The organism is Syntrophales bacterium (assembly GCA_023229765.1).
Lineage (GTDB): Bacteria > Desulfobacterota > Syntrophia > Syntrophales > UBA5619 > DYTH01.
In genome coordinates this window covers 133,901-145,848 of the sequence record JALNYO010000005.1, presented here as the reverse complement: position 1 = coordinate 145,848, position 11,948 = coordinate 133,901, and the positions used below count along the sequence as shown (strand labels likewise).

The window sequence follows — 11,948 nt, the reverse complement described above, 5'->3', positions numbered from 1 at the left end:
GAAACTTATTCCCCCTTTGGAAAAGGGGGGCAGGGGGGATTCATAATAAAAGCAAGGTGATATTTATTCTCCATCAAATCTCCCCCAACCCCTCTTTGCTAAAGAGGGGTGAAAAACCGCTCTACCCATAAATTTGTCGCACACCCAAACCAAACTTTAATTCTTACAATTGCCCCGGCAACTGGGTTCACTTGATTTCGAGCAGTTTGGCCCGCGCTATTCTTGCCTGACTGGTATTGGGGAAATCCTTGGTAACCTGCTGTAAAAGTAGCCTGGCGCTATCCTTGTCTCCCAGTTTCAAAAACGAAAGCCCCTGCTTGAGAAGGGCATAGGAGGTCTTGTTTCCTCCAGGAAAATCCTTTATTACCCTATCATACTCGACTATTGCCTTTTCATATTTTTTCTCGAAATAATAGCACTCGCCGATCCAGAATTGAACGTTGTCCGAGAATTCCGAGGCGGGATGCTGTTTAAGGAAGCTTCCGAAAGCCTCCCGCGCTTTTTCGTACTTTCCCTCTTTGAAAAGGGCAAATGCCGCCGCATACTGGGATGCCTTGTCAGTCTTGACCGGTTCAATGGTGGCGCCATCTTTGACAACCGGTTGCGCTGGCAGGGGAGGTTTATCGGCAGCAGCGCTGGAATTACGATGTTCCTCTTTCTTATCGATCCCCAGATAATTTTCAATAAAGTTTATCTTGAAGGTCAATGTATCTATCTTTTCCCGGATGAACTTGTCTGCTTCCTGGCTTTTTACGGTTTTTGAGACTAATGAAGCATTTTCCTTGCGAATCTCCTCTTTTAAACTGTCAATCAGGCCTCTAAGTTGCTGAAGCTTTCCCCTGATATCGGTTATTTCTGTGCGCAACTCGGCCTGAACCGCCCGGATAGGGGGGAAATCAGCATTTGTTTTTTCAATTTTGTCATGAAGACTGAGAATCTCTTCTTTAAGAGGCGGATATTGGCGTTCTATGGAAGCAATCTTTTCATTCTCCGCCTGTATCTGATAACTAAATTCACCGCGCAGCCGATTGAGATCATCGGTCGTGGCACATCCGACCGCCAACAGGACAAATAAAGAAAAAAGAACCAATAATTTTGCTCTCACTGACCTTAACCTCCCTTAAAAAGACAAATCCTGCAATCCAAGCTTAAAAAGCAGATTACAGGACTTATCCGCATGAAGAGTTGCTCCAGGCCTCATTAAGCAGGCGAAAAGCACAAACCCCGGTTGAATTTAAGCTTAATTTTACGGATTAACTACAAAATGCGCCCTTCTGTTTTTGGCCCATGCCGCTTCATCATGCCCTTTGTCTAAAGGATTTTCCTCGCCGTAGCTTATCGTCTTGATTCGATCTTTGGCTATGCCCAAATCAACAAGGAACTTGGCGGCTTCATTGGCCCGCTTTTCTCCCAAGGCAAGGTTGTATTCAACGGTGCCCCGCTCATCGCAATGCCCCTCAACAACAAGCTTGGCATTGCTGTATTTCAGGTAAGCCGGCGCGGCCTTCTTTAAAATATCCTGGGCTTCCGGTTTAAGATTATACTTGTCGTAATCGAAGTTAACATCGGCAATCTGCAGCTCCTTAAGGATCGCTGCTGCTTTTTCTGCGGCTTCCATTTTTGCCTTCTCCGCCGCCTCTCGCGCCGCCTTTTCTGCTGCTTCCCGCAAGGCCTGCTCGCGCAGGGCACGCTCTCGGTCGGCTGCGCCGTCGTCGGTAGTCTTCGCAGGCGCCACTGTCGTTGCTGCGGTCTGGGGAGCATCCGGCTGCGCTTGCGAAACAACCGTGCCCTCCTTGATCGCCGCCTTCTTGGCGCAACCTGTAGTCAAGGAAATGGAAACCAAAAGAACAAGCAACATTAAACCGAACAAATTAAAACTTCTTTTCATTGTAAATCTCCTTTCTTATGTCTGTGTTTATTTAGGTTTATTTAGTATAAATTTTTTTTTCAGCCGACTTGTTTTTTATATATGCATGGAGCTGAAAAAGCAAGATAAAAAATTGGTTTATTTTAAGCGCGGCGACCAGGCCGCGCTTTGGCAGCCATCCTTGTCTTCATAAAGTACTCTCACGTTCTTGCCGTCGGCATTCATGATTTCTACCCGGCTGCGGCCGTAGCCGCTGACGCTGTAGGCAAGGTATCTGCCATCCGGCGACCAGGCGGGGCTTTCATAATTCCACGGATCGAAGGTCAACTGCTGGGGCTCTCCGCCGGCAATATCTATTAAAAATAGCTGAAAACGGCCATTTACGGAACCTTCGTACGCAATCTTGTCGCCTCGAGGCGACCAGGCAGGCGTGGTATTGTAGTTGCCCTGATGGGTCAGCAATCGCACATTGCCTCCATCCGCATCCATTATATACACTTGCGGAGAGCCGTTGCGATTGGAAACGAAGGCAACGCTTTTTTCATCCGGCGAGCACACCGGAGAGACGTCTATCGAAAAATCACGGGTAAGACGCTGCAGCAGGGAGTTTTTAACATTCATATCGTATATATCGGCATTGCCTTCACGACTGAGGGTGACAAGCAGCCTCTCCCCGTTTTTCGACCATGACCCGGGAAGATTTACCCCTCGGTAGGAAACGAGTTTTTTTGTTGACCCGCTTTCCAAATCCCGCATATAGATATCAGGATTGCCGTCCTTGTAAGAGGTGAAAGCCAGGAACCTTCCATCCGCCGACCAGCGGGGCGCAAGAGTCAGAGAATTGTAATTGGTAATCCGGCGCAGGTCGGACCCGTCAAAGTTTATCGTGTAGATCTCTTTTGCTGTTCCGTTTTTTTTGACAAAGGCAATGCGCGTGTTGAAATTGCCGCTCTCGCCGGTCAGGACGGACAGCAGCTCGTCCACAAACCGCAACACCATCTTTTTTTTATCTTCCGGTTTGCCGAGATAGCGTTTGCCGAGAACGAGCTCCCCCTTCACCACGTCAAACAGGCGAAACTCCGCCGTCAACTCCCGGCTGGTCGCCTGAAATCCGCCCTTGACAAGGTATTCGGCGCCGATTGTCGTCCAATCGTCAAAGTGGATGCCCTCCGCGGTAATCCCGGCTTTTTGCTGATCTTCCAGAAAGGATTTTCGGTCAAGTATTTGAAAATATCCAGTAATTTCCAGGCAGCGGGAGAGTTCGTCGGCGAACCAGGTATTGAGGTTATCTGCTTTGGCCACCGGCGCCAGGGGTTTAAATTCGGAAACGGCAAGCGGAAATTTACGGAAAGAAGGGGAATCTATATCCAAGTAAACCTTCCCCCAGACATCTCCGGAAGCAGTGAAAAAGAGAACAAACAGGATAAAAATCATATTTAATTTGTTGCGCATTTCGACTTTCCTGTAGATAAATTTCCTAATTCATTAATTCAGAGGAGTGAAATCGGATGCCGATATTCAAGTTGTTGCCGGTGAGCCAATCGGGCAAGGGCGGCAACGGGCTTGCCTTTTGAATGGCCTTCATGGCTGATTCGTCAAAATACCGGTTCCCTGATGATTTTTCAAATCGGACCTCCGTAACCGCGCCGGTGCGAAGAATCGTTATGGAAATGACTGACTCCAGCGTTGCTTTGGGAATCATCCCGACCGGCAGCGCCCACTGCCCTTTAATTCGGAGCCATATTACCCGGTAATAAGCGTTGACTCTTGCATCTCCACCGGTCGCCCCGCCGGAAGAAGCTGTCACGCCGCTGCTTTCGCCGACTGCGCCCTTCGCCTTTTCGGCTGAACCAGAGGCTGCTGCACTTGCCGTTCTATTCGAGGCGCCGGTCTGTTCCAGCGACTTTTGCGGCTCCCCACTGGCAGCGGCTTTTTTTCTGATGTTCTCTATCGCCTTCTCCACGGCGCGCTCATCCCGGCCACGGTTCTCTATTCTGCTGATCGGAACGGCAGGCAAGGCGGCCGAACTCCTTTTTACTGCCGTCTCAACCCGCTTTACCCCCTTGAACTCTTTTTCAGCAGCGCCGGCATTGTCGCGGATAGAGGAGGCATTGCCGCTTGCCGTGAACCCTCCGGGGGCCTCAACAAGAGAGACATTATAGACGGGACCAAAGGTGAGCTTCGGCGAAGGAAACGAAGGGGACAAAACAAGGAGGGCAAAAAGCGCCGTGTGAAGCAGCAATGACAAAACCAACGTGCCCTTCAACCCGCCGCCCGCGTACCCTCTGTCGAATCCCTCGACCATCAGCGCCGCTCCTCGGGCGGCTCGGTTATCATGCCGAGCTTATCCACACCGGCCTTTCTCACAGCAGCCATCACCTCGACCACGAACCCGTAAGGGACATTTCGGTCCGCCCGGAGGTAAACTTCCCGGTCTATTCTCTGTTTAAAGATGCTTTCCAGCTTGACGCCGAGATCGGAGAGGTTAAGCGGGCTTCTGTTGATAAATATCTCACGGGCCCCGTTTATCGTCAAAACAATCTTTTCCTCTGCAACATCAACGCTTTTGGCCTTCACCCGCGGCAAATTTACATCGATCCCCGTCTGCAGCATCGGCGCGGTAACCATAAAGATTACCAAAAGCACCAGCATCACATCCACAAGGGGGGTAACGTTTATTTCGGCCATTGGGCGATCGTAACTGTTATTTCTGCGTCTCGAATATCTCATGTCATCTCACTTTTTTACATAAAAACGTTCTATAATATTGACAAGTTCTGATGAAAAGCTATCCATCTCCGCGGTCATGCCCTTCACCTTGTTCAGATAATAGTTGTAAAAAATGACCGCAGGGATGGCCGCCGCCAGACCGGCCGCTGTGGCAATCAAGGCCTCCGATATCCCCGGCGCGACAACCGCGAGTGTCGCCGAGCCGCGGGCGCCGATGCCCTTAAAGGTATCCATGATGCCCCAGACCGTCCCAAACAGGCCGACAAAGGGGCTGGCGCTGCCCGTCGTCGCCAGAAATCCGAGTGCCGCCTCCAGTTTTGTCGTCTCCATGTCGCAGGCCCTGTTCAATGACCGCTCGACATTGTCGATTGCGCCAATTTCCAGATTCGCCGCCAGGTTATCCGCGGCATCCCTGCCAACGACGTTTCCGCGAGCCGCCCTGGCAATCTTGACAAGTTCGTTGTAACCGCTGTTAAACACCCCGGCGAGGGTCGAATTTCGCATCCTTTTTGATTCGGGATATATTTCCGACAGTTTCGTCCCCTTCATATAGATGTTCAGAAATAATTCGTTTTCCTTTTTTATTTTTCTCATGTTGAAGTATTTCATCAGAATAATGGCCCAGGAAACCACTGAAAATACAAAAAGCAGCAGCAGGACGAGTTGCACTATAAACCCGGCATTAAGAACCATGTCAAAAAGACTGCCATGAAAATTACCGCCAAGATTCATCGTTGCGATTGATGTCTCTTTCACTGAAGATCTCCTTTATTGAAAATAATATTTTCTACAGCAATTCCGGGGGAAAGGCGACAACATCGTCAATCCGCTTTCTGCCGGCAAAAAGCATGGCGAGCCGATCCACTCCCAGGGCAATCCCTGCGGAGGGCGGCATTTGCGGGAGGGAATCGAGAAAAAACTCCGGCAGGGGATACGCGGAAGAACCGTTTTTCTCCCGCTCCCGCGAGGCCTCCTCAAACCGGCGCCTCTGTTCATCGGCATCGGTAAGCTCCGAAAAGGCATTGGCTATTTCCATTCCGTCGATATACAGCTCAAAGCGCTCGGCGACGCTTGGGTCATCTTCCCTTAGACGCGCAAGCGCGCTTTGTTCCTGCGGATAATCATAAAGAAAAACAGGCGCATCAACACCTAATTGCGGTTCTACCTCCGCAGTCAGCCGCTCTTCGAAGCAATCCTTAGCCAGCGCCTCGGCAACATCCATTCCTGCATAACGGAGGAATGCCTCCCCGACCGTTATCCGCTCCCACGGCTTATCCAGAATCACCCGTCCGCCCCGTCGAGAGATAAAACTGGAGACGCCGAGCTCGACTGCGATTCCCAAAAGCAGCTCCTCGCAGTCGTCCATGAGCGCCCGGTAATCGGCGTTTGCCCTGTACCACTCGAGAATGGTAAATTCCGGCAAATGACGCTCTCCGCGCTCTTTTTCCCGAAAACATTTGCAAAGCTGATAGATTCGTTCATAGCCAGCCGCCAGAAGCCTCTTCATGCACAATTCCGGAGAGGTCTGCAGAAACCAGTCGCCGGCGGCAACTGCGTCTATATGCACCTCCGGGGCCGGCGCCGGGATAAGAAGCGGCGTCTCAACTTCAAGAAAGTCCCTCTCCTGAAAAAAACGGCGGACAGCCTGGATCATGCTGGCGCGCACCCGCAGGTCGTCAAATTTGGCGGCCAGTTTCCAGGAATGATCGTCTGTCATCCCTTGACCCGGGTGAGATACTCGCCGCTGCGGGTATCGATCCGGATCTTTTCGCCTTCTTCGATGAAGGGGGGCACCTGAAGCTGATATCCGGTCTGAACGGTAACCGGTTTGGTGTTGCCCGATACGGAATCGCCCCTGGCCCAAGGCTCGGCGCTGGTCACGACAACATCGATGAAATTGGGAACCGTTATCCCGAGGGGTTTGTTTTCAAACAGCAAAACCTCTACCTCGATGTTATCAAGCAGGAAATTGCTGGCTTCGCCTACCTGATCCTCGGTCAGAAAAACCTGTTCGTAGCTTTCGTTATCCATAAAGCAGTACTTGTCGCCCTCGTGATAGAGGTACTGCATCTTTTTTTCCTGCAGATCAGCCGTCTCAAACATATCAACCGAGCGAAAGGTGCGTTCAAACTGGTTTCCATTGACCATGTTTTTCAGCTTGCACCGGTAGAGCGCCTGACCCTTCCCCGGCTTTACAAAATTGAACTCTGTCACGATGTACGGATCATTTTCTATCTTGATCCTCAATCCTTTTCTTAGATCACTGGCTGCGTACATGAATTTTCCTTCTCCTTTAGATTATGTCTGCGGCCTGACGCCGCATCAAATACTTTTTGTTTCAACCACATAGCCCAACAGCTAAAAAACGCCGTTTTCATAGTACATTTCCCGGGGATTGTCAAAATAATGTTTTATTTCTGACCCTTTTCGGGAAGAAAGGAAAAGGGCTGAAGCGGTATTTTTCCGCGTCCCCCCGGGCTGTCAATCACAAACCGCGGCAGGCAGAGTCCGGATATGTTGCGCCAGAGTTTCTCCATAATCTCCATGCCGACGCAGATCTCCGTCCGGAAATGATCGGTTCCGCGGACGGGGTCGCATTGAAACAGATAGTAGGGACGTACCGCTATCCGCTCCAGCGAGTACAGCAGCTCTTTCATCGTCTCGTAGTCGTCGTTTACGCCTTTCAGCAGTACAGACTGGTTGCTGACGGGAATGCCTGCTTCAAGCAGCATTTCACAGGCCCTGGCCGCTTCCGGGGTGATTTCGCGGCTGTGGTTGAACTGCGTGTTGAACCACAGGGGCCGATGGCGCCGCAGCATTGCGCACAACTCTTTTGTAATCCGCATCGGCAAGACAGCCGGCGCCCGGCTTCCGATCCGCAACGCCTCCACATTGGGCAGGGCTTGCAGCGAACCCAGAAACCAGTCGAGAGTCGCCTCCGGCATCATCAGCGGATCCCCGCCCGAAACAATTACCTCCCGCACTTCCGGGGTGCGCGCCACATAAGAGATCATCGTCTGGAGCCTGTCCCTTGTGGAAGAGCCTTCCTTTTCCCAGAGCCGTTTGCGGTTGCAATGCCGGCAGTAAACAGCGCAGGTGTTGGTGACAATCGCCAGGCAACGGTCGGGATAGCGGTGAATCAACCCCGGAACGGGCATGTCTCTTGCCTCGTTCAGCGGATCTTCCACCCCGCCCAGCGAAAAATTTATTTCCCGGGGATCGGGGAAGCACTGCCTCCGCAGGGGGTCATTTTCGTCGGCAGGATTAAAAAGCGAGAGGTAATAGGGGGTAATCGCCACTGGATATTCTTTAAAAACCTTACGCCAGGGAGAAAGAGCCGCAACCGGCGCCTTCAGCAAGACGCCCAGCTCGCTTAACGAACGCACCCGGTTGCGGAACTGCCACCGCCAATCATTCCATTCGGCCGCGGAAAACATTTTTTTATCGATTACCCCGGCAATCTTAACCCTGTTTGCCACAAGACACCATCTTTCCACCCCACCCGTAGAGCTTTGGAAAACTGCCAACAATGTCATCATTTCGACCGGAGGGAGAAATCTTTAACACGCTAAGAGTAAAAAGATTTCTCGTCGCTTGCGCTCCTCGAAATGACAAAATTCAAGGCACTCACACGAACGAGCCGGAACACAAAATAACCCCCATGCCCGTGTCGGGCACAACGAAGCATGAAAATCCTTATTTGATGACTTCGAAAAAATCGTCACACCGGTAAAAACCGGCGATCAGCATCTTTTTCAGATCAGAGCAAGTCCGTCTGCGAATCCCCACCATCATCAGCAACTTTGGCGCCCTTGTAGATATACCGCTCCAGCAGACGGTGATAGGGCGTCCAACTGGACTCCTGATCGCCGGGCTGCCGGATGTACTCCTGAAAGGCATTCACCTTGGCGTCCATGTCATCCATGAAATGAACGATGAGGGCCTCGAGCGTTTTCGGGCGCTTGGGAGAACCATATTCAAGTTCGCCGTGATGGCTGAGGATAATATGGCGAAGCTCCATCGCCGTCTGCTTCGGAAAGTCCGGGATCGCGGCGATCCGCTCGTCGATCATCTCCAGCCCCATGACGATATGACCGATCAGGCGGCCGGGATCGCTGTACTCAACGACACGCTCGTAGGATAGTTCATATATCTTACCGATATCATGCAGAATTCCACCGGTGATCAGCAGGTCTTTGTCGAGGTTCTCGTAATGCTCCCCCGCCATTTTCAGCAGGCCTACCACCGAAAGCGTATGCTCAATCAGGCCGCCGATGTAGATATGATGAAAGCCCTTGGCCGCCGGCGCCTTCTGGAAAAGCGCCGCAATCTTCTCGTCGTGGAAAAAAGAACGCAGCAGCGCCGTTAGACAGGGGGTTTTTACCTGCTCGCAGTAGCCCAGCAATTCCTTGAACATCTCGGCGCGGTCCCGTTTGGCGGCCGGCAGGAACAGGGCAATATCCACTTCGCTGTCGTTTACCTTCTGTAATCCGGTTACAGATACCTGCACCGCGTTCTTGAAACTAAGCGCCCGCCCCTGGACGCGCAGGACATCGCCCTTCTTGAAAACCTTGTCCCAGGTAAGCGCGTTGTCCCAGATTTTTGCGTCCACATCCCCGGTGCGGTCCTGAAGTCGCAAATTCAGGTAGGGAGAACCCTTTTGGGAATACGCGAGCGTTTTTTCCGCCGCGATAAAAAGATCGTCAATCCGGTCGCCGGTATTGATATCCTTGACATATATTGCCTTTGCCGCCAAATTTACACCTATTCCTTCCGCTATAACTTCTTTATGTTTCCGTTCTTTCTCTTAAAATTCGTTTGTCTCCGGCGCGCATGGTTAGTTTGGTTGAATCAAAGTATTCCATAAGCGGGATAATGAATTTACGCGAAAGGCCGGTCAGCTCTCGCACGCTCGCCGGAGTAGCCTCGCCGTCCCTGACGAGCATCTTTTTATAATCCTCGCGGAGTTTTGCCAAAACGTCCCGATGAAAATTGAGATCCTCGCTGATTCGGGCGATTTCCCCCTCCCGGAGCATGAGCAGCTCCAGGCTTGCCACCTCTTTTTTCCGGTCGGGAAACATCGCCGCTATCTCCCGCGCCGTCGGCGGGGTCAGGCCGCCTTTCCTATAGGCACTGGAAAGACTCTCCCGGAGCGATCCCATATCCACATCGAGCCGCACCTCATGCTCCGTGAGGCGGATCATCTCCCTTTCGACAACAATTTTCCCTTTTTTCTCCAGATCATGCAGGGCAATTAAAAAAATCTTCGGCCCGGCAGCGGCGCCGATCCCCGGCGTTGAGCGGAGCTCTTCCCGGGCAAGCGCTTCCCGAAGGGGATACTGCCTGTGGTAATCGGCGATCCTGCTGACTATCCACTCTTTGAGCTCCTCATAAACAACGGCAGATAAAACGCGCAGCTCATCGCGATCGACTAAAATTACCTTCCTGTCCGCAAACATCCCTTCCAGAATTTTGGCGAGCCGTTTAGCGGGAATGCCGGCGCGCACAACAAGCGCCCCGCTGGCAATTCCCTCGATCCCGGCCCTTCTGGCGATCACTTCTATTTTTCGGATCTCGTCATCACCGGCCAGTATCTCGAAATCACTGATTATTCCTGTATCTGTTTTTTTATGTTTCGCCGGGAGCGGATCGACGATCACCCCGCCGCCGATCGTCGTTACCGGGGAATAGCTGCGCACGACAAATCTATCTCCGGCAACGGCGGCCAGAGGGTTCTCCAGAACAAACTGGACGTAGCCCTCCTCCCCCGGCTCCAGAAAATCGCGATCGTAGAGAACAAACCTCGCCATGATCTCGCTTGTTCCCACATGCAGACGGACAATCGTCCTGTTCATTATTTTCTTCCCGGCGCTTTTTAAGTGATTGTATGCACAATCAAGCCGCTGGGATGCCTGCAGCGACCCGACATTGGCCAGAATGGAGCCGCGTTCGATTTCCTCCCGGTCCGTTCCCTGCAGGTTGACGGCCGTTCGCTGCCCCGCCTCGGCCGTTTTCACCGGCTCGTTATGCACCTGGATGCCCCGCACCTTCGCCCGAAAACCGACCGGAAAAAATTCCACATCCTCGCCAATGGTCACGCTGCCGGAGATCAGCGTCCCGGTGATGACGGTGCCGAACCCCTTCATCGAAAAAACTCTGTCCACCGGCAGGCGCAATATGCCGATATCCTGCGTCTCCTGTATCTCTTCGACGCTCTTTTCGATTACGTCCAGCAACGCCGGAATCCCTTCCCCGGTAAACGAGGAAACCGGGACGACCGGCATCCCCTCAAGGAACGTGCCCATCAGGAAGGAGCGGATATCCTCCTGCACCAGCTCCAGCCAATCCCGATCCACCATGTCGATCTTGGTAACAACGACAACCCCCTTGCGGATGCCGAGCAGGGAGCAGATATGCATGTGCTCGCGGGTCTGCGGCATGACGCCCTCGTCGGCGGCAATGACCATCGCCACAAGATCGATGCCGGCCGCGCCCGCAACCATGTTTTTGACGAATCTTTCATGGCCGGGGACATCAACAATTCCGACCGTTTGTCCTCCGGGAAGCACCAGCGAGGCAAAACCCAGTTCAATGGTGATTCCCCGTTCCTTCTCCTCTTTCAGGCGGTCGGTGTCAACGCCGGTGAGTCTTTTTATCAGCGCCGTCTTGCCATGATCAACATGGCCGGCTGTTCCCATTACGATGTGTTTCATGCGGCGGAACCTAACAGACTATTCGGCTTTTCTCAAGGGAAAACGAATTGCCGGGCAGGAGGCATCGGCAACTGTGGTAAAAATGGCTTTACTGACGGTCCAGTTGTTCCAGCACCATACCGATCAATTCCTCGGCGTGATCTGCCATGAAAAGCGGAATATTCAGCAGATCGCCGTCGAGTTTCAGATTCTGCATCGAAAAACGGATACGCAGCCTGACTTTGTCGCCGTACTTTTCCTTAAACTTCTTCAGGCTCTTGCCCTCTACGTTGCCCCCCGATTTAGTCTCAACGGGGAAGATGTCATTTTCTCTCTGAAGCAAATAATCAACCTCGAAGTGCGGGTTATCAATCGCTCCATATTGCACCTCCCCCGCTGGTTGTGGCTCAGGCTAGTTCATCACATAATTATAATCATTTTATAACTGCATAATCACACTTTTATTTATTTTCTGCGTCAGGAGGGTAAAAAAGCAGGCGTTATGATAAAAGACCAAGCCCAATATTTGGAATGTCGCAACAGGGATAAAAAGATGCGCCGGAGACAGTTGCGGCGTTTTGCCGTAAATCATAAACATGCGGCGCCAGATATATATTGACAAAAAAACATTTTAAGCTTAGCAATTACGCACGTGTACA

Annotated in this window: 12 protein-coding genes; all 12 read right to left on the bottom strand. The window is 51.9% G+C overall.

Going from position 1 to position 11,948, the window contains the following annotated elements; all coding sequences use genetic code 11:
* Window positions 1-187 precede the first annotated feature (187 nt).
* Window positions 188-1,105 carry a tol-pal system protein YbgF gene (gene ybgF, locus M0P74_04805; GenBank protein MCK9362900.1) on the bottom strand — a complete coding sequence of 306 codons (918 nt, stop codon included), beginning with the start codon at window positions 1,103-1,105 and terminating at the stop codon, window positions 188-190.
* Window positions 1,106-1,246: 141 nt separating this feature from the next.
* A complete protein-coding gene (gene pal / locus M0P74_04800) occupies window positions 1,247-1,888 on the bottom strand; it encodes a peptidoglycan-associated lipoprotein Pal (GenBank protein ID MCK9362899.1) in 642 nt (213 codons plus the stop codon).
* A 117-nt stretch (window positions 1,889-2,005) separates the two neighbouring features.
* Window positions 2,006-3,319, bottom strand: coding sequence for a Tol-Pal system beta propeller repeat protein TolB (tolB, locus tag M0P74_04795; GenBank protein ID MCK9362898.1), 1,314 nt, complete (start codon window positions 3,317-3,319; stop codon window positions 2,006-2,008).
* A 25-nt stretch (window positions 3,320-3,344) separates the two neighbouring features.
* Window positions 3,345-4,172, bottom strand: a complete 828-nt coding sequence (locus M0P74_04790; protein MCK9362897.1) for a TonB C-terminal domain-containing protein — start codon at window positions 4,170-4,172, stop codon at window positions 3,345-3,347.
* Window positions 4,172-4,597, bottom strand: a complete 426-nt coding sequence (gene tolR / locus M0P74_04785; GenBank protein ID MCK9362896.1) for a protein TolR — start codon at window positions 4,595-4,597, stop codon at window positions 4,172-4,174. The genes M0P74_04790 and tolR overlap by 1 nt, the downstream gene beginning before the upstream one ends.
* A 6-nt stretch (window positions 4,598-4,603) precedes the next feature.
* Window positions 4,604-5,353, bottom strand: coding sequence for a protein TolQ (gene tolQ / locus M0P74_04780; protein MCK9362895.1), 750 nt, complete (start codon window positions 5,351-5,353; stop codon window positions 4,604-4,606).
* A gap of 31 nt (window positions 5,354-5,384) precedes the next feature.
* The gene (gene epmA, locus M0P74_04775; protein MCK9362894.1) at window positions 5,385-6,314 is read right to left on the bottom strand and encodes an EF-P lysine aminoacylase EpmA; all 930 of its coding nucleotides are present in this window, start codon (window positions 6,312-6,314) and stop codon (window positions 5,385-5,387) included.
* The gene (gene efp, locus M0P74_04770; protein ID MCK9362893.1) at window positions 6,311-6,874 is read right to left on the bottom strand and encodes an elongation factor P; all 564 of its coding nucleotides are present in this window, start codon (window positions 6,872-6,874) and stop codon (window positions 6,311-6,313) included. Before efp ends, epmA begins: the two co-directional genes overlap by 4 nt.
* A 134-nt stretch (window positions 6,875-7,008) precedes the next feature.
* Window positions 7,009-8,076, bottom strand: a complete 1,068-nt coding sequence (locus M0P74_04765) for a KamA family radical SAM protein (GenBank protein MCK9362892.1) — start codon at window positions 8,074-8,076, stop codon at window positions 7,009-7,011.
* Between the two features lie 281 nt (window positions 8,077-8,357).
* Window positions 8,358-9,353, bottom strand: a complete 996-nt coding sequence (locus M0P74_04760; protein MCK9362891.1) for an HD domain-containing protein — start codon at window positions 9,351-9,353, stop codon at window positions 8,358-8,360.
* A 31-nt stretch (window positions 9,354-9,384) separates the two neighbouring features.
* On the bottom strand, window positions 9,385-11,310 hold the full coding sequence (gene selB, locus M0P74_04755) for a selenocysteine-specific translation elongation factor (protein MCK9362890.1): 1,926 nt from the start codon (window positions 11,308-11,310) through the stop codon (window positions 9,385-9,387).
* 88 nt (window positions 11,311-11,398) lie between these two features.
* Complete coding sequence (locus M0P74_04750) at window positions 11,399-11,632, bottom strand: hypothetical protein (protein MCK9362889.1); 234 nt, start codon at window positions 11,630-11,632, stop codon at window positions 11,399-11,401.
* Between the last annotated feature and the right edge of the window lie 316 nt (window positions 11,633-11,948).

Coding starts and splice junctions, on each gene's coding strand:
- pal (MCK9362899.1), bottom strand. CDS start 1,888: ATGAAAAGAAGTTTTAATTTGTTCGGTTTAATGTTGCTTGTTCTTTTG.
- tolR (MCK9362896.1), bottom strand. CDS start 4,597: ATGAGATATTCGAGACGCAGAAATAACAGTTACGATCGCCCAATGGCC.
- tolB (MCK9362898.1), bottom strand. CDS start 3,319: ATGCGCAACAAATTAAATATGATTTTTATCCTGTTTGTTCTCTTTTTC.
- selB (MCK9362890.1), bottom strand. CDS start 11,310: ATGAAACACATCGTAATGGGAACAGCCGGCCATGTTGATCATGGCAAG.
- epmA (MCK9362894.1), bottom strand. CDS start 6,314: ATGACAGACGATCATTCCTGGAAACTGGCCGCCAAATTTGACGACCTG.
- efp (MCK9362893.1), bottom strand. CDS start 6,874: ATGTACGCAGCCAGTGATCTAAGAAAAGGATTGAGGATCAAGATAGAA.
- M0P74_04790 (MCK9362897.1), bottom strand. CDS start 4,172: ATGGTCGAGGGATTCGACAGAGGGTACGCGGGCGGCGGGTTGAAGGGC.